The following is a 24,332-nucleotide window of genomic DNA, read 5'->3' as shown; positions in this document are numbered from 1 at the left end:
TTCAGCCCGCCAGCCAACGGGCAATAAAAAGCCCCGCCAGTTTTAACTGGCGGGGCTTTTTTTCAGCCTTTGGAATCAGAAGTGCGGTTTGTGCTCTTCAGTGGTTTCCAGGGCCTTGGGTGCTTCTTCGACAACTTCAGCGCTGTCCGCGGCGGCAGGTGCTTCGCTGACTTGGGCTTCGGCGGCTGCCGCTGCGGCGGCCGCGGCAGCAGCGGCTGCTTCGGCTTCACGCTTGCGACGGCGCACTTCGCGCGGGTCGTTCGGGGCACGGCCATTCGACAGCGTCGCTGCTGGCGCTTCAGTGACCGCAGGCTCCGCAGCGGCTTCTTCGGCCACAGGGGCTGGCGCTTCCACGACGGCCGGGGCTTCCACTGGCGCAGGCTCGGCTTGTGGCTGAACCTCCACCACCGGCTCCACTACTTCAGGCTGGGCGGCAGCTACTGGCTCGGCCGGTGCTTCAACGGCAGGTGCAGGCTCTTCGGCAGGCTGCTCGACAGGCGCTGGAGCGACCTCGACCACAGGAGCGACGCTCGGCTCGACAGCTTCGACGACGCTGGCAGGCTGCTCGACGACCGGTGCGATGTCGGCTTGCGCTGCTTCCTCGGCAGGCTTCACCGCCTCGGCGACTTCAGCGATTTCAGCGGCCTGGGATTGCACGGGTGCAGGCTCGACCTGCGGTGCGCTTTCCTCGACGGTAGCGGTGGCGCGTTCGGCCTGGGCGTGAGCCTCGGCTTCAGCGTTGGCGCTGATGGCGCTGGAAGCAACCGCGGCGGTCACGGCCAGGCCGGCAGCCAGTTCGGCGCCGCTCGGCTCCTGACCTTCGTCGGCGCCGTCTTCGCTGCCTTCGACCAGGTTGCCGTTGGCGTCGCGTTGGCGCTCACGACGGTTGCTGCGACGACGCTGACCACGGGAGCGACGACGTGGACGTTCGCCTTCGGCGCCTTCCTGATTGTCATCCAGCAGTTCTTCGTTCGGCAGTTGCTCCTCGGCAGCCTCGGCGGCCTGCTCGGCAGGGCGTGGCTGACGCTCTTCACGCGGCGGACGCGGCTGACGCTCTTCGCGTGGCTGGCGTTCTTCACGAGGGGCACGCTCTTCGCGAGGAGCGCGTTCCTCACGTGGTGCGCGCTCTTCACGCGGGGCACGTTCTTCACGAGGTTGACGCTCTTCACGCGGGGCGCGTTCCGGGCGTTCCTCACGAACGGCCGGTGCGGCGTCCAGCGGCTCGCGCAGTTCGCGGACCGGGCGCTCTTCGCGGGAGCGACGCTCCTCGCGCGGGGCGCGTGGTTGACGCTCTTCGCGCGGTGGACGCGGTGCGCGCTCCTCGCGTGGCTGGGCTTCCTCGCGTGGCTGACGCTCTTCCCGTGGTGCGCGCTCGGCACGCTCTTCACGCGGCTTGCGGTCTTCCTCGCGACGGCCGTTGCGGTTGCGGCTCTGCTGACGACCGTTGCGACGCTCCTCGTTGCGCTGCGGGCGCTCGGTGGCGGCAGGCTTCTCGGCGGCGGCCGGGGCGACAGGCTCTTCCTTGTTGCCGGCGAACAGGCTCACCAGCGACTTGACCAGGCCCTTGAACAGGCTTGGCTCAGGCGCGACGTGAACCGGGGCGGCGGGAGCCGGTTGCTCGACGGTGGTCGGCACTGGCGCGTTGGGGCGGGCCGGAGCGGTCTTCACAGCAGCTTCCTGGCGAACCAGGGTGCGGGTGGCGGCGGCTTGCGGCGCTTCCTCGACTTCGGTGGCGGCGATTTCGTAGCTGGACTGGCCGCTCAGGGCTTCCGGATTGTCGTCGCGCAGACGCTGGACTTCGAAGTGCGGCGTCTCCAGGTGATCGTTCGGCAGGATGACGATGCGCGCGCGGGTACGCAGTTCGATCTTGGTGATCGAGTTGCGCTTTTCGTTGAGCAGGAACGCGGCGACCGGGATCGGTACCTGGGCACGGACTTCGGCGGTGCGGTCCTTGAGGGCTTCTTCCTCGATCAGGCGCAGGATCGCCAGCGACAGCGACTCGACGTCACGGATGATGCCGGTGCCGCTGCAGCGCGGGCAGACGATGCCGCTGCTTTCGCCCAGGGACGGACGCAGGCGCTGACGGGACATTTCCAGCAGGCCGAAGCGCGAGATGCGGCCAACCTGGACGCGGGCGCGGTCGGCTTCCAGGCACTCGCGGACTTTCTCTTCCACGGCGCGCTGGTTCTTGGCCGGGGTCATGTCGATGAAGTCGATCACGATCAGGCCGCCGATGTCGCGCAGACGCAGTTGGCGGGCGATTTCCTCGGCCGCCTCCAGGTTGGTCTGCAGGGCGGTTTCCTCGATGTCGCTACCCTTGGTGGCGCGCGCCGAGTTGATGTCGATGGAGACCAGGGCTTCGGTCGGGTCGATCACGATCGAGCCGCCGGACGGCAGGTCGACGACGCGCTGGAAGGCGGTCTCGATCTGGCTTTCGATCTGGAAACGGTTGAACAGCGGGACGCTGTCTTCGTACAACTTGACCTTGCTGGCGTACTGCGGCATCACCTGGCGGATGAAGGTCAGGGCTTCTTCCTGGGCGTCGATGCTGTCGATCAGCACTTCGCCGATGTCCTGGCGCAGGTAGTCGCGGATGGCGCGGATGATGACGTTGCTTTCCTGGTAGATCAGGAATGGCGCGGCGCGGTCCTGGGAGGCTTCCTTGATCGCGGTCCAGAGTTGCAGCAGGTAGTCGAGGTCCCACTGCATCTCTTCGCTGCTGCGGCCAAGACCGGCGGTGCGCACGATCAGGCCCATGTCGGCAGGGGCGACCAGGCCGTTGAGGGCCTCGCGCAGTTCGTTGCGCTCTTCGCCTTCGATGCGGCGCGAGATGCCACCGGCACGCGGGTTGTTCGGCATCAGCACCAGGTAACGACCGGCCAGGCTGATGAAGGTGGTCAGGGCGGCGCCCTTGTTGCCACGTTCTTCCTTCTCGACCTGGACGATGACTTCCTGGCCTTCGCTCAGTACTTCCTTGATGTTGACCCGACCTTCCGGGGCCTTCTTGAAGTATTCGCGGGAGATTTCCTTGAGCGGCAGGAAGCCATGGCGTTCGGAGCCGAAGTCGACGAAGGCGGCTTCGAGGCTGGGTTCGATGCGGGTGATCCGGCCTTTGTAGATGTTGGCCTTCTTCTGCTCGCGCGCACCGGATTCGATGTCCAGGTCGTAGAGGCGCTGGCCGTCTACCAGAGCAACACGCAACTCTTCGGGTTGAGTCGCGTTAATCAGCATTCTTTTCATGTAATACCGTCGGTTTCCGGGCTGCCGGAAACGGCGTGCGGCACACACGACTTCTCACGGTCGGTGTCAGGTGCGTCAGGGGTGGCGGGGCCATCCCGTGTCCAGCGGGGTTCGACTGACTGGTGACCAGTGCTGCCGAAGCCGCGACGACGCGTCCTGCTTGCTGTTGTGTCAAATGCACGTCAGTCAGGAGGAGGAATCAGCCTTCGTCCGTGGACGCCCGGGGGGCATCCGTGATCGAGAACGGGTCCGGTCGCTGGCCTGTGGCCGCGGGCTGGACGCAGTACTACACGGTCCGACGGTTGTGCATCTCCACCCTACACGTATCCCTGATAATCGGGTGCTGCCGCGCGCTGAATCCGCAACGGGTTGCATTTAGCGCCGGCTCGGTTCGGGAGCCCGCGCAGTTTATGGCTGAGGCAGGTATTTCCGAAGCATTCGCCATGACTGCGTGAAAGCGCTGGCACTGGAAAGAGTGGCATCGAAAAAAACGGGGTGGGAGGGTCAAAAGCCGCTCTTGTTGTTTTTTATCGGTCTTCTCTCATCGGCGCTGGTGGCGATTCCAGGCATTTCTGTAAACTGGCGAAAACCCCGTCGGACGGCCTCGCGTCCTCGAGATTTGCGTAGGTCAGGACCGGCTTGAAGCCACTGGTCCGCTGGCCAGCCGCTTTTGGCGGCGTTCGCGACTATAGCAGCAATCATTAAGTGCTTCAAATCCATAAAAAATTGTTATGATTCGCAAATGACGACCAATACCCCTCCGACTTCCAGTGTCCAACTGATCGAAGTCCCGCCGGAACTTGCCGGCCAGCGTATCGACAACTTCCTTGTCAATGTCCTCAAGGGTGTTCCCAAGACCTTGATTTATCGCATTTTGCGCAAAGGCGAAGTGCGGGTTAACAAGGGCCGTATCAAGCCCGAATACAAGATCCAGGCTGGCGATGTCGTGCGTGTCCCGCCCGTTCGTCTGCCCGAACGCGACGAGCCGGTTCCGGTGGCCCAGGGGCTGTTGCAGCGCCTGGAAGCGGCGATTGTCTACGAAGACAAGGCGCTGATCGTGCTGAACAAGCCGGCGGGCATCGCGGTGCACGGCGGCAGTGGCCTGAGCTTTGGCGTGATCGAGGCGTTTCGCCAGTTGCGCCCGGACGCCAAGGAGCTGGAGCTGGTGCACCGCCTCGATCGCGACACCTCCGGCCTGCTGATGATCGCCAAGAAGCGCAGCATGCTCCGCCATCTGCACACCGCCCTGCGTGGCGACGGTGTCGACAAGCGCTACATGGCACTGGTGCGTGGGCACTGGGCGACCGCCAAGAAGCAGATCAACGCGCCGCTGCTCAAGAGCAACCTGCGTTCCGGCGAGCGCATGGTCGAGGTCAACGACGAGGGCAAGGAGGCGCTGACGGTGTTCCGCGTACTGCGCCGCTTCGGCGATTTCGCCACCATGGTCGAGGCTCGCCCGATCACCGGACGCACCCACCAGATTCGTGTGCATGCCCTGCATGCCGGGCACTCCATTGCCGGCGACAGCAAGTACGGTGACGAGGACTTCACCCGCGAGATTCGCGAGCTGGGTGGCAAGCGCCTGTTCCTGCACGCCTACGCCCTGACCGTGCCGCTGCCGGATGGCGGCGAGCTGAAGCTCGAGGCGCCGGTCGACGAGATGTGGGCCCAGACTGTGGAGCGCCTGAGTGCAACGTGATTACGACCTGCTGATCTTCGATTGGGATGGCACCCTGGCCGACTCCATCGGTCGCATCGTCGAGGCGATGCATGGCGCGTCCGAGCGTGCCGGTTACTCGCTGTGCAGTGAGGACGCGGTCAAGGGCATCATCGGCCTGGCCCTGCCGGAAGCGATCAGCGTGTTGTATCCGCAGTTGGACGAGGCCGAGGTCATGACCTTCCGCCAGCACTACGCCGATATCTACATGGCCCTGGACGACCAGCCTTCGCCGCTGTTCCCTGGCGTGCTCGAGGCGCTGGACGCCTTCCGCGCCGAGGGCTACCGTCTGGCGGTGGCCACCGGCAAGGCCCGGCGTGGGCTGGATCGGGTGCTGCGTGCCAATGGTTGGGAAAACTTCTTCGATATCACCCGTGCCGCCGACGAAAGCCGCGGCAAGCCACATCCGCTGATGCTGGAAGAAATTCTCGCGCACTGCCAAGTGCCGGCCTCGCGGGCGCTGATGGTGGGTGATTCGGCGTTCGACCTGATCATGGCGAACAACGCCGGAATGCATTCGGTGGCGGTGGGTTATGGTGCGATGTCGCTGGAGGCGTTGAGCGTTCATCGGCCACGGTTGTCTATCGATCACTTTTCACAGTTGCAGGCCTGGCTTGGACGGGCGGCTGCAGCGGTATTTCCAGGGTAGGTAAAACATGGTCGATGAGTGGAAGGCACCCCGCGAAGAGAAGAACGAAGAGCAGAAGAGCTGGCAACTGCTGGAAAGGACCCTGCTGGCCAGTGTCCAGGAGCAGCGCAGGGCGCGGCGCTGGGGGATCTTCTTCAAGCTGCTGACGTTCTTCTATCTGTTCGGCATCCTGTTCCTGTTCTCGCCGCTGGCGAAGATGGAGGCGGGTGCGGTCGGTGGCAGCGGGCACACGGCCCTGGTCGAAGTCCGTGGCGTGATCGCCGACAAGGAAGAGGCCAGTGCCGACAACATCATCGGCAGCATGCGCGCGGCGTTCAAGGATCCCAAGACCAAGGCCGTGGTCCTGCGCATCAACAGTCCTGGTGGCAGTCCGGTCCAGGCGGGTTATGTGTATGACGAGATCCGGCGCCTGCGCGCTGAGTACCCGGAGATCAAGCTGTATGCGGTGATCACCGATCTCGGCGCGTCCGGTGCCTACTACATCGCCAGCGCGGCGGACCGCATCTATGCCGACAAGGCCAGCCTGGTGGGCTCCATCGGCGTTACCGCGGCAGGTTACGGTTTTGTCGGCACCATGGAAAAACTGGGTGTCGAGCGCCGCAGCTATACGGCGGGTGAGCACAAGTCGTTCCTCGATCCGTTCCAGCCGGAGAAGCCGGAAGAAACCCGCTTCTGGCAGCAGGTGCTGGAGACCACCCACAAGCAGTTCATTGCCAGCGTGAAGCAGGGGCGTGGCGAGCGCCTGAAGGACAAGGAGCATCCCGAGCTGTTCAGTGGGCTGATCTGGTCTGGTGAGCAGGCTGTCGACCTGGGCCTGGTGGACGCCCTGGGCAGCGCCGGTTACGTCGCTCGGGAAGTGGTGGGCGAGAAGGATCTGGTGGACTTCACCATCGAGGAATCGCCGTTCGATCGCTTCTCCAAGCGTCTCGGTGCCAGTGTCGCCGAGCATCTGGCGATGTGGATGGGCTTCCAGGGGCCGACCCTGCGCTGATTGTCGTCGTCACTGAAAAAGCCGACCTCGGGGTCGGCTTTTTATTGGCGTGTGGGCTGCTCAGGGAACGTTGACGCCTTCCTTTATTAGCATGTCCACCAGGCGGATCAGTGGCAGGCCGATCAGGCTGGTGGCGTCGCAGCCATGGGTGCTCTGGAACAGGCTGACACCGAGGCCTTCGCACTTGAAGCTGCCGGCGCAGTCGTAGGGTTGTTCGAGGCGCAGATAGCGCTCGATGCGTGGCAGGTCGAGATCGCGCATGTACACGCTGAACGGCACGCAATCCACCTGGCATTCGCCTGTCGCGCTGTTGAGCAGGGCGACGCCGGTGAGGAAGGTGACGTGATTGCCGCTGGCGGCCAGCAGCTGCTCGCAGGCCTTGTCGAAGGTGTGCGGTTTGCCGAGTATCTGTTCGCCGAGCACGGCGACCTGGTCGGAGCCGATGATCAGGTGGGCGGGATGGCGATCCGCCAGGGCGCGGGCCTTTTCCCGGGCCAGACGCTTGACCAGGTTGATCGCGGGCTCGTCGGCCAGGCGCCGTTCGTCGATATCCGGCGAGGCCCAATCGAATGGCAGATGCAGGCGCGCCAGCAGTTCGCGCCGGTAGGGAGAGCTGGAAGCCAGGATCAGCGGTAGCATGAGGTACTCCAGTGCAGGTTCGTCGATTCTAACATGCCGGATCTTGGCGGAATTTCCTTTGACAGCGGCGGGGGGCATCCCTAGAATGCTGCGCCTATGTTGAATGACCCGATTCCACCTCACGTTGACCCGCGCAAATTGGCCGATCGTGGCGTTTCCATCGAAGGAAGCGTACCGCTCGCCGATTTGGAGAGACTCTGCGACCCGCTTTCCGACAATGTCGGTACGGTGCAGGCCAAATTCGATTTTGAACGAGACGAGCAAGGTACGGTGGTTGTCCACACCGATCTCAACGTCGACGTCAAGATGGTTTGCCAGCGTTGTCTTGAGCTGGTCACCCTGCCGATCCACAGCGAATGTACTTACGCCGTGGTGAAGGAGGGTGCGAATACCCAGTCGTTGCCGAAAGGTTATGACGTGCTGGAACTGGGCGAGGATCCTTTGGATCTGCAGGCATTGGTCGAGGAAGAGCTGTTGCTTGCCTTGCCCATCGTGCCTGCTCATCATCCGGAAGAATGCCAGCAGCCGGCGGGCGCCGATGAGCCCGAACCGAGCGAGGACGAGGTAAAGCGGTCCAACCCGTTCAGTGTATTGGCGCAGTTAAAGCGTGACCCAAACGTTTAGGAGTTAATCAATTATGGCTGTTCAGCAGAACAAAAAATCCCGCTCTGCCCGTGACATGCGCCGTTCGCACGATGCCCTCGAAGCCAACGCCCTGTCCGTAGAGAAAACCACCGGTGAAGTTCACCTGCGTCACCACGTTTCGCCAGAAGGCGTATACCGTGGTCGTAAAGTGATCGACAAGGGCGCCGACGAGTAATCCTTGTCCGCTCAGATCATTGCGATCGACGCAATGGGCGGGGACTTCGGTCCCCGCAGCATTGTCCAGGCAAGCCTTGCTTGTCTCTCGGCTACCCCCTCGCTTCACCTGACCCTCGTCGGTCAACCCTCCCTCCTTGAAGACCTGATCGCTGGCCAGTCGGCTGCGGATCGCGCACGCCTGCAGATCGTTGCGGCGAGCGAAGTGATCGGCATGGACGAGAGGCCGTCCCAGGCGTTGCGTGGCAAGCCCGACTCGTCGATGCGCGTGGCGCTCGAATTATTGCGTGATGGCAAGGTTCAGGCCTGCGTCAGTGCTGGCAACACCGGTGCGCTGATGGCGTTGTCTCGCTACGTGCTCAAGACCTTGCCCGGCATCGATCGTCCGGCGATGGTGGCGGCGATTCCGACCCAGCGCGGTTACTGCCAGTTGCTCGATCTCGGCGCCAATGTCGATTGCAGCGCCGAGCACCTGTACCAGTTCGCCGTGATGGGCTCGGTCGCGGCCCAGGCCCTGGGGATTTCCCGGCCGCGGGTGGCATTGCTCAACGTCGGTACCGAAGACATCAAGGGCAACCAGCAGGTCAAGCTGGCGGCCAGCCTGCTGCAGCAGGCCCGCGGCCTCAACTATATCGGCTTCGTCGAGGGCGACGGCCTGTATCGTGGCGAGGCGGACGTGGTGGTGTGCGACGGTTTCGTTGGCAACATCCTGCTCAAGTCCAGCGAAGGTCTGGCCACCATGATCGGTGCCCGCATCGAGGCGCTGTTCCGTAGCAGCGTCGCGTCGCGTCTGGTCGGCGCGATGGCCATGCCGCTGCTGCGGCGTCTGCAGGCCGATCTGGCGCCGGCGCGCCACAATGGCGCGAGTTTCCTCGGCCTGCAGGGTATCGTCATAAAGAGCCACGGCTCAGCCGGGGTGCAGGGTTTCCAGAGCGCTATCCAGCGCGCGCTGATCGAAATCCAGGAAAACCTGCCCCAGCGTCTGCACGGTCGGCTGGAGGATCTGTTGCTTTAGGCATATTCGCCAGGAAGTGGTTAAATGTGACCGCTTGGTTTTCGTGACCATCCAAACTTTCGGTTTTCTTGTGTCCAGCTGCGGCTGGACACTCATTTTCGACGACAAGATCACTAGGGGCTTGTTCAATGTCTGCATCCCTCGCATTCGTCTTTCCTGGTCAAGGTTCGCAGTCTCTCGGCATGCTCGCCGAGCTGGGCGCCCAGCATCAGCTGGTCATCGATACCTTCAGCGAGGCCTCCGAGGCTCTGGGCTACGACCTCTGGGCACTGGTCCAGAACGGTCCGGAAGAGCAACTCAACCAAACCGACAAAACCCAGCCTGCCATCCTCACCGCCTCGATCGCCCTGTGGCGCCTGTGGCTGGCCGAAGGTGGCGCGCGTCCGGCATTCGTTTCCGGGCACAGCCTGGGTGAATACAGCGCGCTGGTCGCTGCCGGCAGCCTGAGCCTGACTGATGCGGTCAAGCTGGTCGAGCGTCGCGGTCAACTGATGCAGGAAGCCGTGCCGGCCGGTCAGGGCGCCATGGCGGCCATCCTCGGTCTGGACGACGCCGATGTCGTCGCCATCTGTGCCGAAGCGGCGCAGGGCGATGTGGTCAGTGCGGTCAACTTCAACTCTCCGGGCCAGGTGGTCATTGCCGGTGCCAAGGCCGCGGTCGAGCGCGCCATCGAAGGCTGCAAGGCCCGTGGTGCCAAGCGTGCCCTGCCGCTGCCGGTCAGCGTGCCATCGCACTGCGAACTGATGCGTCCGGCCGCCGAGCGTTTTGCTGACTCGGTCAATGCCATCGAGTGGAAGGCCCCGGAAATCCCGGTGGTACAGAATGTCAGCGCAGCGGTACCCGCCGACCTGGAAATCCTCAAGCGCGACCTGCTGGAGCAGCTGTACAAGCCGGTTCGCTGGGTCGAGTGCGTGCAGACCCTGGCCGCCCAGGGCGCGGTGCAACTGGTCGAGTGTGGCCCGGGCAAGGTTCTGGCCGGTCTGAACAAGCGTTGTGCCGATGGCGTGACCACCTACAATCTCAACACCCCGGATGCCGTCGCCGCTGCGCGCGCGGCGCTGGCTTAATTAGGAGAGCTTGCATGAGTCTGCAAGGTAAAGTTGCACTGGTCACCGGCGCCAGCCGTGGCATCGGTCAGGCCATTGCCCTGGAGCTGGGCCGCCTGGGCGCGACCGTGATCGGTACCGCCACATCCGCTTCGGGCGCCGAGCGTATCGCCGCGACCCTGAAGGAACATGGTATCGCCGGTACCGGTCTGGAACTGAACGTTACCAGCGACGAGTCGGTGACCGCGGTGCTGGCTGCCATTCAGGAGCAATTCGGTGCGCCGGCGATCCTGGTCAACAACGCCGGCATCACCCGCGATACCCTGATGATGCGCATGAAGGATGACGAGTGGTTCGATGTCATCGACACCAACCTGAACAGCCTCTACCGTCTGTCCAAGGGTGTGCTGCGCGGCATGACCAAGGCACGCTGGGGTCGTATCATCAGCATCGGCTCGGTGGTCGGTGCCATGGGTAACGCGGGCCAGGTCAACTACGCCGCCGCCAAGGCCGGTCTGGAAGGTTTCAGTCGCGCACTGGCCCGCGAAGTGGGCTCCCGTGCGATTACCGTGAACGCGGTCGCTCCAGGTTTTATCGACACCGATATGACCCGCGAGCTGCCTGAAGCGCATCGTGAATCGCTGACGACGCAAATTCCGCTGGGCCGTCTGGGTCAGGCCGATGAGATCGCGAAAGTGGTCGCATTCCTGGCATCCGACGGTGCGGCATACGTAACCGGCGCCACCATTCCGGTCAACGGCGGGATGTACATGTAGTCAAATGTGACGGATTGTTTTAAAAAAATGTCATACGTGCTGACTAAAATCCGTTATAAAGCTGCAATCTAATTCCAGGGGAGTCGGCGGGTGCTGTAGGGGAGGGATGCGTTGAGCTTGAAATGCAGACGCCTTTCTATAAACTTACACACCGGCCAGCTGCCTGACATATGTCCATTAGGAGTGAAAACAAGGTATGAGCACCATCGAAGAACGCGTCAAGAAAATCGTTGCCGAGCAACTGGGCGTCAAGGAAGAAGAAGTGAAGAACGAGTCTTCCTTCGTTGACGATCTGGGTGCCGATTCCCTTGACACCGTTGAGCTGGTGATGGCTCTGGAAGAGGAATTCGAAACCGAGATTCCTGACGAAGAAGCCGAGAAGATCACTACTGTTCAAGCTGCTATCGACTACGTCAACGCCCACCAGGGCTAAGACTTCATAGTCGTCGCTTCTTGTCAGGGAAAAACCGCACTGCCTTTGCCGGCGTGCGGTTTTTTCTTTGCAAGAGATGTAGACATATAGAATAAGGAGAGCGCTGTGTCGCGTAGACGCGTCGTGGTCACCGGTATGGGTATGCTGTCGCCACTGGGTACCGATGTGCCGAGCAGTTGGCAGGGCATTCTGGCTGGCCGCAGTGGCATTGGTCTGATCGAGCATACGGACCTTTCTGCCTACTCCACCCGTTTTGGCGGCTCGGTCAAGGGCTTCGAGGTCGAGCAGTATCTGTCGGTCAAGGAAGCTCGCAAGCTCGATTTGTTCATCCAGTACGGCCTGGCGGCCGGTTTTCAGGCGGTACGCAATGCCGGCCTGGAGGTCACCGATGCCAATCGCGAGCGTATCGGTGTTGCCATGGGCTCGGGTATTGGCGGCCTGACCAATATCGAAGAAACTAGTCGTACCCTGCACGAGCAAGGTCCGCGGCGTATTTCGCCGTTCTTCGTGCCAGGTTCGATCATCAACATGATTTCCGGTTTCCTGTCCATCCACCTGGGCGTACAGGGACCGAACTATGCCATTGCCACCGCTTGCACCACCGGTACCCACTGTATCGGCATGGCAGCGCGCAACATTGCGTTCGGCGAAGCCGACGTGATGATCGCCGGCGGGGCGGAAATGGCTGCCTGTGGTCTGGGCATGGGTGGTTTCGGCGCATCCCGCGCGCTGTCGACCCGCAATGACGACCCGACCCGGGCCAGTCGCCCATGGGACAAGGGGCGCGACGGCTTCGTGCTGTCCGATGGCTCCGGTGCCCTGGTGCTGGAAGAGCTGGAGCACGCCAAGGCCCGTGGTGCGACCATCCATGCCGAGCTGGTCGGCTTCGGCATGAGCGGCGACGCCTACCACATGACCTCGCCTCCCGAGGACGGTGCCGGCGCGGCGCGTTGCATGGCCAACGCCCTGCGTGACGCGAAGATCGACCCGAGCCAGGTGAGCTACATCAACGCCCATGGCACCTCGACCCCGGCGGGTGACCTGGCGGAAGTCGCCGCGGTCAAGTCGGTGTTCGGCGAGCATGCTTACAAGCTGGCGGTCAGTTCGACCAAGTCCATGACCGGTCACCTGTTGGGTGCGGCGGGCGCGGTGGAGGCGATCTTCAGCGTCCTGGCGATCAACAGCCAGGTGGCACCGCCCACCATCAACCTCGACGAACCCGATGTTGGTTGCGATCTGGACTTCGTCGCCCATGAGGCGCGCAACATGCCGATCGATGTCGTGCTGTCGAACTCCTTCGGTTTCGGTGGTACCAACGGTTCGCTGGTGTTCCGTCGGTTCGTCGGCTGATGCAGGCCTGGGTCGACGGGCAGGGCGCCGATTCCCTGGCGCTGCAGAGCCGCGGCCTGGCTTATGGCGATGGTTTGTTCGAGACCATTGCCGTCAAGGCGGGGCGCCTGTCCCTGCTTGACTACCACCTCGATCGTCTGGCGCTGGGTTGCAAGCGCCTGGCGATCGAGGCCGATTTCCTGTTGATTGAAGACGAGCTGAGTCGCTATGCCGCGTTGCTCGGGGATGGCGTGCTCAAGCTGATTCTCACCCGTGGCGATAGCCAGCGCGGTTATGCCGCGGCCGTCGGTGCCGCACCGCGCAGGATCCTCCAGGGCAATCCCGCTCCCGCTTATCCCGCCGAAAATGCCGAGCAGGGCGTGCGTCTGTTCCCGTGCCGGACGCGACTGGCCGAGCAACCGCTGCTGGCCGGGCTCAAGCACCTCAATCGCCTCGAGCAGGTGCTGGCCCGCGCCGAGTGGCAGGGCGCCGAGTACGCCGAAGGATTGATGCTGGATATGTCCGGCCGGGTGATCGAAGGGGTGTACAGCAATCTGTTCCTGGTCCGTGACCAGCAGTTGTTCACTGCCGACCTGAGTCGCTGTGGCGTGGCCGGAGTCATGCGTGCCGCGCTGCTGGATGCTGCGGCGGATGAAGGCATCCCGACCCATGTTGGCGACCTGTCCCTGAGCGATCTCGAGCAGGCCGATGAATTGTTTCTCTGCAACAGTGTCTACGGTGTCTGGCCGGTGCGTTCATTTGCATCGCTGAACTGGTCGCCGGGGCCTCTCACCCGTAAACTGCAGGCCATTGCCCGTACGCTACTGGATGCCTGATTTCGTGAGACGTAAATTGCTGTTGTTGCTGGAGATCGGTCTGATCCTGGCCGGCCTGGTACTTGGCTATTCCGCCTGGAAAGTCAGCTCGTCGGTGGAGCAGCCGCTGCATCTTTCCGGCGAGGAACTGCTGGACGTCCCCACCGGCACCAACCCCAATCGCATGTTCTACCGGATGGAGAGCGACGGCCTGATCAAGGATGCGTTCTGGTTGCGCATCTACTGGCGTTTCAACATGGCTGGGGTGCCTCTGCACACCGGTGAATATCGCATGACCCCTGGCATGACCGTGCGCGACCTGTTCGAAGACTGGCGCCGTGGCGATGTGGTGCAGTACAACCTGACCCTGGTCGAGGGCTGGACCTTCCGCCAGGTTCGTGGGGCCCTGGCCAAGCACGAAAAGATCACCCAGACCCTGGCCGGCCTCAGTGACGCCGAGGTCATGGACAAGCTGGGTCATCCCGCGGTCTTCCCCGAAGGGCGTTTCTTCCCCGATACCTACAAGTTCGTTCGCGGCATGACCGATGTCGAGTTGCTGCAGCAGGCTTATGCGCGCCTGGAGGAAGTACTGGCGAAGGAGTGGGCTGATCGCCCCGCCGAACTGCCGTACCGGGATCCCTACCAGGCACTGATCATGGCCTCGCTGGTGGAAAAGGAAACCGGCGTGCCGCAGGAGCGCGGGCAGATCGCCGGGGTGTTCGTTCGCCGCATGCAGATCGGCATGCTGCTGCAGACCGATCCCACGGTCATCTATGGCATGGGCGAGCGCTACAACGGAAAGATCACCCGCGCCGACCTGCGCGAGTCCACCCCTTACAACACCTACGTGATTTCCGGTCTGCCGCCGACACCGATCGCCATGGTCGGACGCGAGGCGATTCACGCGGCGCTCAACCCGACGCCGGGCAGCAGCCTGTATTTCGTCGCCCGTGGCGATGGCAGCCATGTCTTCTCCGACGATCTCGATGCGCACAACTCCGCGGTTCGCGAGTATCAGTTGAAGCGGCGTGCGGACTATCGCTCCAGTCCGACACCGCTGCCCAACGGCAACGGCCAGTCGCTGCCGAGCGCTCCCGTGGATCAGGAGGCGCCAGTCGAACCCCCTGCGGTTGCCCCCGACAACGCACCCGCGGAGGCGCCTGAAGCGCCGGCCAGCGGCGAGTCCACCACGCAATGAATTTTTTCGAGGATGCCGAGTGAGCGGTTTGTTTATCACCCTGGAAGGTCCGGAAGGCGCGGGCAAGAGCACCAACCGTGACTACCTGGCCGGACACCTGCGCGATCGCGGCCTGGATGTGCTGCTGACTCGCGAGCCTGGCGGTACCCCGCTGGCCGAGCGCATTCGCGAACTGCTGCTGGCCCCCAGCGACGAGAAGATGGATGCCGACACCGAGCTGCTGCTGGTCTTCGCTGCCCGTGCCCAGCACCTGGCCGAGGTCATCCGTCCGGCCCTGGCCCGTGGCGCGGTGGTGCTGTGCGACCGTTTCACCGATGCCACCTATGCCTACCAGGGCGGTGGCCGTGGTCTCGACATGGAGCGCATCGCTACCCTGGAGCGCTTCGTCCAGGCTGGGCTGCAGCCGGATTTGACCCTGTTGTTCGACCTGCCGGTGGAAGTCGGTTTGTCCCGCGCCGCCGCTCGCGGTCGCCTGGACCGCTTCGAGCAGGAAGGCCAGGCCTTCTTCGAGGCGGTGCGCCAGGCCTATCTCGACCGGGCCAAGGCCGATCCGCAGCGCTATCGCCTGATTGACGCGGCGCAGCCGCTGGTCGCGGTGCAGCAGTCGCTGGACGGGCTGGTCGGGCAGATCGTGGAGCGCGTTCGTGGCTGAGGCCTATCCCTGGCAGGCGACGCTCTGGCAGCAACTGGCCGGGCGCGCCCGGCATGCGCACGCCTACCTGCTGCATGGGCCGCAAGGTATCGGCAAGCGTGCCCTGGCCGAGCGTCTCATGGCCTTGCTCCTGTGCCAGCGTCCCGCAGCCCTGCAGGCCTGCGGGCAGTGCAAGTCGTGCATGCTCCTGGCGGCCGGCAGCCATCCTGACAACTACGTGCTGGAACCGGAAGAAGCCGACAAGCCGATCAAGGTCGACCAGGTCCGCGACCTGGTCGGCTTCGTCACCCAGACTGCCCAGCTCGGCGGGCGCAAGGTGGTGCTGATCGAGCCGGTGGAGGCGATGAACGTCAACGCTGCCAACGCCTTGCTCAAAAGCCTCGAGGAGCCCTCCGGCGATACCGTGCTGCTGTTGGTCAGCCATCAGCCGAGCCGCTTGCTGGCGACCATCAAGAGTCGCTGCCAGCAGATCGCCTGCCCGCAGCCGCTGGAAGCGCAGAGCCTGACCTGGCTCGCGTCGGCCTTGCCGGATTGCGAGGAGCGCGAGCGCAGCGAACTGCTGAGCCTGGCCGCCGGTTCGCCATTGATGGCGCTGAGCTTGCAGCAGCAGGGCGTCCGCGAGCAGCGTGCGCAGGTGGTCGACGGCGTGAAGAAACTGCTCAAGCAGCAGCAATCACCCAGCCAGCTCGCCGAATCCTGGAACGCCATCTCCCTGCTGCACCTGTTCGACTGGTTCTGCGACTGGTCGAACCTGATCCTGCGCTATCAGCTGACCCAGGACGAAGAGGGCCTTGGTCTGGCCGACATGCGCAAGGTGGTGCAGTACCTCGCGCAGAAAAGCCCGCAGGGCAAGGTGCTGGAAATCCAGGACTGGATCCTCGCCCAGCGTCAGAAGGTACTTGGCAAGGCCAACCTCAACCGCGTACTGCTGCTCGAAGCCCTGCTGGCTTCCTGGGCCATGCTGCCGGGCCAGCGCTGAGTCGCCGGCATTTCAATTTCCTTTGCAGATCGTATTTCGCCATGCTCGTAGATTCCCATTGCCACCTCGACCGTCTTGACCTTGCCGCCCACGACGGCTCCCTCGATGCTGCCCTGGATGCTGCGCGCGCCAGAGGGGTCGGGCACTTCCTGTGCATCGGCGTCAGCGCCGACAACGCCGCGCAGGTCAAGGCGCTGGCTGAGCGATACGCGGACGTCGACTGCTCGGTGGGTGTTCACCCGCTGGACCTGGCCCCCGGTGCCGAGCCGGCGCTGGACTGGCTGCTCCAGGAACTGAATCACCCCCATGTGGTGGCGATCGGCGAAACCGGTCTGGATTATCACTACGAGCCGGAGGCGGCCGAGCTGCAGCAGGCGTCGTTCCGCCTGCACCTGGAGGCTGCGCGGATCACCGGCAAGCCGGTGGTGATCCATACACGCGCGGCGCGGGCCGATACGCTGGCGTTGCTGCGCGAGGCGGCGTTGCCCCAGGCGGGCGTATTGCACTGTTTCACCGAAGACTGGGACATGGCCAGGGCCGCCCTCGATCTCGGCTATTACATTTCCCTGTCGGGCATCGTCACGTTCCGCAATGCCGATGCCCTGCGCGATGTGGCGCGGCAGGTGCCGGCCGACCGCCTGCTGGTGGAAACCGACTCGCCGTACCTGGCGCCGATTCCCCATCGCGGCAAGCCGAACCTGCCGGAGTACGTGCGTGACGTGGCCGAATTCATCGCGCTGGTGCGCGGTGAGCGCTACGAGCAGTTGGCGGAGCAGACCACGGCGAACTTCCGCCGCCTGTTCCCGCTGGCCCGGGTGGGCGGCGCCTGAGCCCGCCAGGCGGACAAAAAAAACCCGGGTTCTGGGGGGGGAATCCGGGTTAAGACCATTAGGAGTAAAACAAAGGCGAACACTCCCTGATCACCTTTATCGGCGTGACACTTGGGGGGTATGCCTCGCCAACACTTCAAGTATTAATCAGGATTGAAGGGCTTCCAGCGCTCACTGCTCGTTTTTTAAACAGATTTGGAATACGGCTGTCGCTGCTGAGCACTCATCGCTCGCCCTGAGTGGGCGAAATCGGCATGGTCCGGGTCTTGCGGGGTGGGAGGCGCTTCGAACTCTTCATGATCCGTGCATTTTGCCGCAAGTTAGGCATAATACTTGGCTTCGATTTTGATCCAGACCTTCTTATGCAGAAAGAACCTCGCAAGGTCCGTGAATTTCGTCGCCGTGAGCAGGAAATTCTCGATACCGCACTCAAGCTGTTTCTCGAACAGGGTGAAGACAGCGTCACCGTCGAGATGATCGCTGATGCTGTGGGTATCGGCAAAGGCACGATCTACAAGCATTTCAAGTCCAAGGCGGAGATCTACCTGCGCCTGATGCTCGACTACGAGCGGGATTTGAACCAGTTGCTGCACTCCGCCGATGTCGACCGTGACAAGGAAGCCCTGTCGCGCGCCTATTTCGAATTCCGCATGCGCGATCCGCAGCGTTACCGCCTGTTCGACCGTCTGGAAGAGAAGGTGGTGAAGGGCCACCAGGTGCCGGACATGGTCGAGGAGCTGCACAAGATCCGTGCCTCGAACTTCGACCGCCTGACCCTGCTGATCAAGGGCCGCATCAGCGAAGGCAAGCTCGAGGACGTGCCGCCGTACTTCCACTACTGCGCCGCCTGGGCCCTGGTGCATGGCGCCGTGGCGCTGTATCACTCGCCGTTCTGGAGCAATGTCCTCGAGGATCAGGAAGGCTTCTTCCAGTTCCTGATGGACATCGGCGTGCGCATGGGCAACAAGCGCAAGCGCGATCCGGAGCCGTCCGCCAACTGATAGTCGCGGGCGACACCGGCGCTACTAGGCGCGACAGCTCAGGAATATACTTGGAGACAAGGCTTGCAAAAACCTGATTTTTGAGTCAGGTTTTGCGGGCCCGATTCATCCATGCCGGAGTTTTCCATGATCGTCGACCGTCAAGGCAGGCGTTTTCGCAATCTGCGTGTCAGCCTTACCGCCGCCTGCAACTACGCATGCACCTATTGCGTGCCTGACGGCAAGCGACTGGTCGCCGCGCAGGATGAGTTGTCTGCCGAGGCTCTGGCGCGTGGGGTGGCCTACCTGATCGAGGCCGCCGGCATCGAACGGCTGCGGGTTACCGGAGGTGAGCCGCTGGTCAGCCCCAAGCTGGAAACCTTCCTGAAAACCGTGGCTGGCTTCGGCCTCGACGACATCAGCCTCACCACCAACGGCCAGTTGCTGGCGCGCAAGCTGCCGCTGCTGGTGGATGTCGGCATCCGTCGCCTCAATGTCTCCCTGGATACCCTCGATGCCCAGGCCTTCCGTGGCATCGCCCGTGGTGGCGACCTGGCCACTGTGCTCGATGGCATGGCGCAGGCCGCGGCGGCTGGGATGAAGATCAAGGTCAACATGGTGCCGCTGCGCGGGCAGAACCTCGATCAGGTCCTGCCGCTGCTGGAGTACTGCCTGGAGCACGGCTACGAGCTGCGTTTCATCGAGCTGATGCGCATGGGGCACCTGGCCCGGGACAACAACCAGTTCCTGCAGCAGTTCGTCGGCCTCGAACAGCTGCTGCAAGTGATCGGCGAGCACTTCGAATACGCCCAGGCGGATGCGCCGGTGGATGCCACGGCATTGCGCTACCGAATTCCGGGGCGGGGCTGCTTCGGTGTGATCGCCAACGAAAGCGTGCCGTTCTGTCGTACCTGCTCGCGCCTGCGCCTGTCTTCCACCGGTTGGCTGCACGGTTGCCTGTCGTCGAGCAATCGGCACTATATCGGCGATCTGCTCGACCTCCCGCGTCACCAGGCATTGCCGGCCCTCCAGGGCTTGCTGGTCAAGGCCCTGGGTGACAAGCAGAGCGTGGCCTTCTCCGGCGGCGCCACGGTGATGAAGATCATCGGCGGCTGAGCGGGCAAGCTGGCGCAGAACCTGCATTAGCGGGCTGTTCGCCGGTTTTCCGTCGCCGGCCTCTGGAGGAAAGATGCGTAGCCTGGTTCTGCTGCTGGCGTTCATCGCGCTGGGTGGCTGCATGAATGTCAGCGACATGGGCGAAGGTGCCCGCTATCACATGAGCGATGCGGGTCTGCTTGATCATAGCGATACCCAGCGCTCGATATCGCTGCGCCTGCAACCCGACTCGTTCATTTTCATCGCCCAGGGGGCTTTCGTGCCGCCCGGCGGCGCTTACCCGCGGCCCAATGTGGTGGCAGAGGAAGCATTCAAGGGCTTCGTCGAGTATTTTCCGCTGGTGCGTCGCGCCGAAGGCCCGGTCGGCCTGGAGGACGCGCTGGTCCAGGCGCGCTCGGTCGGTGCTCACTACCTGCTGTATGCCCGCTTCGCCAAGGCGGACAACCGTATCGGCAATGGTGACGAATGGTATGACGAGCAGGCGGTCGACCGTCTGGGGGTCGATACCGGTGTGGTGCAGATGATGCTGATCGAGACCAATACCCGTTACCTCATCGACACCGCACGGATTCGCAGCCGCGGCGGTTTGCTGACGTTCCATGACAACAAGCCGGAAGATTTGCTCGGCCCACCCCTGGAAGATTACGCTCGAACCCTTCTGGGCATGAGTCGCTGAGGACACAGGAATATGGTCGATACAGGCAAGGCCAACGATCTACTTGCACAGATTCCCAAGGCGGAAAAGGGCCTGCCGCCGGTCCATCTGTGGAATCCGGACTTCTGTGGCGATATCGACATGCGTATCGCCCGCGACGGCACCTGGTACTACCTGGGCACACCGATCGGGCGCAAGCCCATGGTGCGCCTGTTCTCCACCATCATTCGCCGGGATGGCGACGATTACTTCCTGATCACACCGGTGGAAAAGGTCGGGATCAAGGTCGATGACGCGCCCTTCGTGGCGGTGAGTGTGGAAGTGGAGGGCGAGGGCGAGCAGCAGGCCCTGTTCTTCACCAGCAATGTCGAGGACCGGGTCCAGGCTGGCGCCGAGCACCCACTGCGTTTCGTCATCGATCCGCTGACCCAGGAGCCGTCACCCTACGTGCATATGCGCGCCAACCTGGAGGCGCTGATTCACCGCAATGTGTTCTATCAACTGGTGGATCTGGCGGTCTCGCGGGAAATTGCCGGCGAGTCCTGGCTGGGGGTGTGGAGTTCGGGCGAGTTCTACCCTATCGGGCGGGAGTGAGCGCAACAGCGGTGCCCGTGAAGGCGGGCACCGAAAGGAGAGAAGGGCATTTCCACGCCGCAATGAAAAAACTCCAGTGCTTGCGCATCTGGAGGTTTTCAGTATTTGGCTCCGCGACCTGGACTCGAACCAGGGACCCAATGATTAACAGTCATTTGCTCTACCGACTGAGCTATCGCGGAATCTGGGGCGTATCTTACTGATTCCCAAGGGGAAGTCAAGCTCCCCTTGGGAGTTGCTCGATTACAGCACTTCGACGATGGCTTTGGTGACCACGTGGATGTTGCTCTGGTTCAGGGTTGCCACGCAGATGCGGCCGGTGTCCAGGGCGTAGATGCCGAATTCGTTCTTCAGGCGGGCTACCTGCTCAACGCTCAGGCCCGAGTAGGAGAACATGCCGCGCTGACGGCCGACGAAGCTGAAATCGCGCTTGGCGCCGTATTCGGCGAGGAGATCGACCATCTGCTTGCGCATGCCGTGGATGCGGCCGCGCATTTCACCCAGCTCGGTTTCCCACATCTGACGCAGCTCGGCGCTGTTCAGCACGGCAGCAACGATGCTGGCGCCGTGGGTCGGCGGGTTGGAGTAGGTGGTGCGGATCACGCGCTTGACCTGGGACAGCACGCGAGCGCTTTCTTCCTTGGCGTTGGTGACGATCGACAGGGCGCCGACGCGCTCGCCGTACAGCGAGAACGACTTGGAGAACGAGCTGGAGACGAAGAAGTTCAGGCCCGACTCGGCGAACAGGCGCACGGCGAAGGCGTCTTCGGCGATACCGTCACCAAAGCCCTGGTAGGCCATGTCGAGGAACGGCACATGGCCCTTGGCCTTGACCACTTCCAGCACGTTTTTCCAGTCGGCCAGGCTCAGGTCGACACCGGTCGGGTTGTGGCAGCAGGCGTGCAGGACGATGATCGAACCCGATGGCAGGTTGTTCAGGTCTTCCAGCATGCCGGCGCGGTTCACGTCGTTGCTCGGCGCGTCGTAGTAGCGGTAGTTCTGCACCGGGAAACCGGCGGTTTCGAACAGGGCGCGATGGTTTTCCCAGCTCGGGTCGCTGATGGCGACGACAGCGTTCGGCGACAGCTGCTTGAGGAAGTCGGCACCGATCTTCAGGGCGCCGGTACCGCCGACGGCCTGGACGGTGACCACACGACCTTCGGCCAGCAGTGGCGACTCGGCACCGAACAGCAGTTTCTGCACGGCCTGGTCATAGGCGGCGATACCGTCGATCGGCAGGTAGCCGCGGGAAGCGTGCTGTGCGGCACGTTGGGTTTCGGCTTCGATGACCGCACGCAGCAGTGGGATGCGTCCTTCTTCGTTGCAGTAGACGCCTACGCCGAGGTTGACTTTCTCGGTGCGTGGGTCGGCGTTGAATGCTTCGTTGAGGCCCAGAATGGGATCGCGTGGTGCCAGCTCGACAGCGGAAAACAGGCTCATTATTACCTTGGCTCTGAATGGAGGGTGATAGGGTCCGCACGCTCCAGCCGAATGCACTAGAGCGGTGCACAAACGGGGAGTCAGTATAGTGATACCGGTCGGTCACGGCGACAGTCTGTCGCAGCTTTTCCCGCTGTTTCAGGGAATATTTTTCGACCGTTAGTCGAATCCCCCGGTCAACCGTGGGAAATCCGTCGAGCGTTCGGTTGAAACTGGCGCAGGACGCCTTTAATTGGGTATAACTACTGGCTAAAAATACAGTTGCCTGTATCCGCACTTGCGCAGAGGTCCGTCATGTCCGAGTTTCAGCTCGTCACCCGTTTCCAGCCGGCCGGCGACCAGCCGGAAGCCATCCGCCTGATGGTCGAAGGCATCGAGGCGGGGCTGGCGCACCAGACCCTGCTCGGTGTGACCGGCTCGGGCAAGACCTTCAGCATCGCCAACGTGATCGCCCAGGTGCAGCGTCCGACCCTGGTGCTGGCGCCGAACAAGACCCTGGCCGCGCAGCTGTACGGCGAGTTCAAGGCGTTCTTTCCGAACAACGCGGTGGAGTATTTCGTTTCCTACTACGACTACTACCAGCCCGAGGCCTACGTGCCGTCGTCCGATACCTTCATCGAGAAGGACGCCTCGATCAACGACCATATCGAGCAGATGCGCCTGTCGGCGACCAAGGCACTGCTGGAGCGCCGCGATGCGATCATCGTCACCACGGTGTCGTGCATCTACGGCCTGGGCAGCCCGGAGACCTACCTGAAGATGGTCCTCCACGTCGACCGTGGCGACAAACTCGACCAGCGCGCCCTGCTGCGACGCCTGGCCGACCTGCAGTACACCCGCAACGAAATGGATTTTGCCCGCGCCACCTTCCGCGTGCGCGGCGATGTGATCGATGTGTTCCCGGCGGAATCCGACCTGGAAGCCATCCGTATCGAGCTGTTCGACGACGAAGTGGAGAACCTCGCCGCCTTCGATCCGCTGACCGGTGAAGTGATCCGCAAACTGCCGCGTTTCACCTTTTATCCCAAGAGCCACTACGTCACCCCGCGGGAAACCCTGCTGGAGGCGGTGGACGGGATCAAGGACGAGCTCAAGGACCGTCTGGAGTACTTGCACAAGGCCAACAAACTGGTCGAGGCGCAGCGCCTGGAGCAGCGCACCCGCTTCGACCTGGAGATGATCCTCGAGCTGGGCTACTGCAACGGTATCGAAAACTACTCGCGCTACCTCTCCGGCCGGCCAGCCGGGGCGCCGCCGCCCACGCTGTACGACTACCTGCCGCCGGACGCGCTGTTGGTGATAGACGAATCCCATGTCAGCGTTCCGCAGGTCGGGGCGATGTACAAGGGCGACCGTTCGCGCAAGGAAACCCTGGTGGAGTACGGCTTCCGTCTCCCTTCCGCGCTGGACAACCGGCCAATGCGCTTCGACGAGTGGGAGAGCGTCAGCCCGCAGACCATCTTCGTGTCCGCCACCCCCGGGCCGTATGAAGCCGAGCACGCCGGGCGGGTCGTCGAGCAGGTGGTGCGCCCGACGGGTCTGGTCGACCCGCAGGTGGAGATCCGTCCGGCGCTGACCCAGGTCGACGACCTGCTCTCGGAAATCCGCAAGCGCGTGGCCATGGAGGAGCGGGTGCTGGTCACCACCCTGACCAAGCGCATGGCCGAGGATCTCACCGACTACCTCGCCGATCACGATGTGCGGGTGCGCTACCTGCATTCGGATATCGATACGGTGGAGCGGGTCGAGATCATCCGCGACCTGCGTCTCGGCACCTTTGACGTGCTGGTGGGGATCAACCTGCTGCGCGAAGGCCTGGACATGCCCGAGGTGTCGCTGGTGGCGATCCTTGACGCGGACAAGGAAGGGTTCCTGCGTTCCGAGCGTTCGCTGATCCAGACCATCGGCCGCGCCGCGCGCAACCTCAATGGCCGGGCGATCCTCTATGCCGACCAGATCACCGGCTCGATGCAGCGGGCGATCGACGAGACCGAGCGCCGCCGCGACAAGCAGATCGCCTTCAACGCAGCCAATGGCATCGTGCCCAAGGGGGTGGTCAAGGACATCACCGACATCCTCGAAGGCGCCAACGTGCCCGGTTCGCGCAGCAAGAAGCGCAAGGGCATGGCCAAGGCGGCGGAGGAGAACGCGCGCTACGAGGCCGAGTTGCGTTCGCCGGCGGAGATCACCAAGCGCATCAAGCAGCTCGAAGAGAAAATGTTCCAGCTGGCGCGGGATCTGGAGTTCGAGGCGGCGGCGCAGATGCGTGACGAGATTGCCAAGTTGCGTGAGAAGCTGATTACCGCTTGACCGGCGAGCGCTTCATTTCACCTGTAGGAGCGTGGCTTGCCCGCGAAGGACCGCGTAGCGGTCCTAGATTTCACCGCTGTCAGGGACCGCTGCGCGGCCCTTCGCAGGC

At 63.1% G+C, this 24,332-nt stretch carries 23 protein-coding genes and 1 tRNA gene; 20 read left to right on the top strand and 4 right to left on the bottom strand.

Features of this window, described 5'->3' with window-relative positions; all coding sequences use genetic code 11:
- Positions 1-75: 75 nt before the first annotated feature.
- Positions 76-3,240 carry a ribonuclease E gene (rne, locus tag RTI28_RS24150; RefSeq protein ID WP_316922801.1) on the bottom strand — a complete coding sequence of 1,055 codons (3,165 nt, stop codon included), beginning with the start codon at positions 3,238-3,240 and terminating at the stop codon, positions 76-78.
- 742 nt (positions 3,241-3,982) lie between these two features.
- Here rne and rluC point away from each other — a divergent pair.
- The 3 genes from rluC to RTI28_RS24135 are packed head-to-tail and all read left to right on the top strand — an operon-like array spanning position 3,983 to position 6,597.
- Positions 3,983-4,939, top strand: a complete 957-nt coding sequence (gene rluC, locus RTI28_RS24145) for a 23S rRNA pseudouridine(955/2504/2580) synthase RluC (protein WP_316922800.1) — start codon at positions 3,983-3,985, stop codon at positions 4,937-4,939.
- Positions 4,929-5,606, top strand: a complete 678-nt coding sequence (locus tag RTI28_RS24140; protein WP_316922799.1) for an HAD-IA family hydrolase — start codon at positions 4,929-4,931, stop codon at positions 5,604-5,606. The genes rluC and RTI28_RS24140 overlap by 11 nt, the downstream gene beginning before the upstream one ends.
- A 7-nt stretch (positions 5,607-5,613) precedes the next feature.
- Positions 5,614-6,597: a S49 family peptidase gene (locus RTI28_RS24135; protein ID WP_316922798.1), complete on the top strand. Its 984-nt coding sequence runs from the start codon at positions 5,614-5,616 to the stop codon at positions 6,595-6,597.
- Between the two features lie 60 nt (positions 6,598-6,657).
- On the opposite strand, the gene RTI28_RS24130 is transcribed toward RTI28_RS24135, so the two are convergent.
- Positions 6,658-7,236, bottom strand: a complete 579-nt coding sequence (locus RTI28_RS24130; protein WP_316922797.1) for a nucleoside triphosphate pyrophosphatase — start codon at positions 7,234-7,236, stop codon at positions 6,658-6,660.
- A 96-nt stretch (positions 7,237-7,332) separates the two neighbouring features.
- Between RTI28_RS24130 and RTI28_RS24125 the strand changes: the two genes are divergently transcribed.
- The 16 genes from RTI28_RS24125 to RTI28_RS24050 all read left to right on the top strand — a co-directional run bounded on the left by RTI28_RS24125 (position 7,333) and on the right by RTI28_RS24050 (position 20,473).
- Entirely contained in the window at positions 7,333-7,860 is a 528-nt protein-coding gene (locus tag RTI28_RS24125; RefSeq protein ID WP_316922796.1) for a YceD family protein, read from the top strand.
- Positions 7,861-7,873: 13 nt separating this feature from the next.
- Entirely contained in the window at positions 7,874-8,056 is a 183-nt protein-coding gene (gene rpmF, locus RTI28_RS24120) for a 50S ribosomal protein L32 (protein ID WP_009406838.1), read from the top strand.
- 3 nt (positions 8,057-8,059) lie between these two features.
- A complete protein-coding gene (plsX, locus tag RTI28_RS24115; protein ID WP_410479035.1) occupies positions 8,060-9,070 on the top strand; it encodes a phosphate acyltransferase PlsX in 1,011 nt (336 codons plus the stop codon).
- A gap of 128 nt (positions 9,071-9,198) precedes the next feature.
- On the top strand, positions 9,199-10,137 hold the full coding sequence (gene fabD / locus RTI28_RS24110) for an ACP S-malonyltransferase (protein ID WP_316922795.1): 939 nt from the start codon (positions 9,199-9,201) through the stop codon (positions 10,135-10,137).
- A gap of 14 nt (positions 10,138-10,151) precedes the next feature.
- Positions 10,152-10,892, top strand: coding sequence for a 3-oxoacyl-ACP reductase FabG (gene fabG, locus RTI28_RS24105; protein ID WP_316922794.1), 741 nt, complete (start codon positions 10,152-10,154; stop codon positions 10,890-10,892).
- A gap of 196 nt (positions 10,893-11,088) precedes the next feature.
- Positions 11,089-11,325, top strand: coding sequence for an acyl carrier protein (gene acpP, locus RTI28_RS24100; protein ID WP_011532887.1), 237 nt, complete (start codon positions 11,089-11,091; stop codon positions 11,323-11,325).
- A gap of 105 nt (positions 11,326-11,430) precedes the next feature.
- On the top strand, positions 11,431-12,675 hold the full coding sequence (gene fabF, locus RTI28_RS24095) for a beta-ketoacyl-ACP synthase II (protein ID WP_316922793.1): 1,245 nt from the start codon (positions 11,431-11,433) through the stop codon (positions 12,673-12,675).
- Positions 12,675-13,490 (top strand): aminodeoxychorismate lyase, encoded by an 816-nt coding sequence (gene pabC, locus RTI28_RS24090; protein ID WP_316922792.1) that lies wholly within the window; start codon positions 12,675-12,677, stop codon positions 13,488-13,490. Before fabF ends, pabC begins: the two co-directional genes overlap by 1 nt.
- 4 nt (positions 13,491-13,494) lie before the next feature.
- On the top strand, positions 13,495-14,667 hold the full coding sequence (mltG, locus tag RTI28_RS24085; protein ID WP_316922791.1) for an endolytic transglycosylase MltG: 1,173 nt from the start codon (positions 13,495-13,497) through the stop codon (positions 14,665-14,667).
- A 19-nt stretch (positions 14,668-14,686) separates the two neighbouring features.
- Positions 14,687-15,319, top strand: coding sequence for a dTMP kinase (gene tmk, locus RTI28_RS24080; protein WP_316922790.1), 633 nt, complete (start codon positions 14,687-14,689; stop codon positions 15,317-15,319).
- A complete protein-coding gene (locus RTI28_RS24075; protein WP_316922789.1) occupies positions 15,312-16,298 on the top strand; it encodes a DNA polymerase III subunit delta' in 987 nt (328 codons plus the stop codon). The genes tmk and RTI28_RS24075 overlap by 8 nt, the downstream gene beginning before the upstream one ends.
- Positions 16,299-16,339: 41 nt before the next feature.
- Entirely contained in the window at positions 16,340-17,128 is a 789-nt protein-coding gene (locus tag RTI28_RS24070; RefSeq protein WP_316922788.1) for a TatD family hydrolase, read from the top strand.
- Between the two features lie 362 nt (positions 17,129-17,490).
- The gene (locus RTI28_RS24065; RefSeq protein ID WP_316922787.1) at positions 17,491-18,129 is read left to right on the top strand and encodes a TetR/AcrR family transcriptional regulator; all 639 of its coding nucleotides are present in this window, start codon (positions 17,491-17,493) and stop codon (positions 18,127-18,129) included.
- 126 nt (positions 18,130-18,255) lie between these two features.
- The gene (locus RTI28_RS24060; RefSeq protein ID WP_316922786.1) at positions 18,256-19,224 is read left to right on the top strand and encodes a GTP 3',8-cyclase MoaA; all 969 of its coding nucleotides are present in this window, start codon (positions 18,256-18,258) and stop codon (positions 19,222-19,224) included.
- A gap of 73 nt (positions 19,225-19,297) precedes the next feature.
- The gene (locus RTI28_RS24055; RefSeq protein WP_316922785.1) at positions 19,298-19,900 is read left to right on the top strand and encodes a DUF4823 domain-containing protein; all 603 of its coding nucleotides are present in this window, start codon (positions 19,298-19,300) and stop codon (positions 19,898-19,900) included.
- A 12-nt stretch (positions 19,901-19,912) separates the two neighbouring features.
- Positions 19,913-20,473 (top strand): DUF1285 domain-containing protein, encoded by a 561-nt coding sequence (locus RTI28_RS24050; RefSeq protein ID WP_316922784.1) that lies wholly within the window; start codon positions 19,913-19,915, stop codon positions 20,471-20,473.
- Between the two features lie 106 nt (positions 20,474-20,579).
- Here the strand turns inward: RTI28_RS24050 and RTI28_RS24045 are convergent.
- A tRNA-Asn gene (locus tag RTI28_RS24045) sits at positions 20,580-20,655 on the bottom strand.
- Positions 20,656-20,716: 61 nt separating this feature from the next.
- Positions 20,717-21,913, bottom strand: a complete 1,197-nt coding sequence (locus RTI28_RS24040; protein ID WP_316922783.1) for an amino acid aminotransferase — start codon at positions 21,911-21,913, stop codon at positions 20,717-20,719.
- A 294-nt stretch (positions 21,914-22,207) separates the two neighbouring features.
- Here RTI28_RS24040 and uvrB point away from each other — a divergent pair, with 294 nt between their 5' ends.
- The gene (gene uvrB, locus RTI28_RS24035) at positions 22,208-24,223 is read left to right on the top strand and encodes an excinuclease ABC subunit UvrB (RefSeq protein ID WP_316922782.1); all 2,016 of its coding nucleotides are present in this window, start codon (positions 22,208-22,210) and stop codon (positions 24,221-24,223) included.
- Positions 24,224-24,332: the final 109 nt, after the last annotated feature.

Origin of the sequence: Pseudomonas sp. zfem002 (genome assembly GCF_032621685.1) — a bacterium.
In the GTDB taxonomy this organism is placed as follows: Bacteria; Pseudomonadota; Gammaproteobacteria; order Pseudomonadales; family Pseudomonadaceae; genus Aquipseudomonas; species Aquipseudomonas japonica.
The sequence above is the reverse complement of the archived record's forward strand: the minus strand, read 5'-3'. Positions and strand labels throughout refer to the sequence as shown.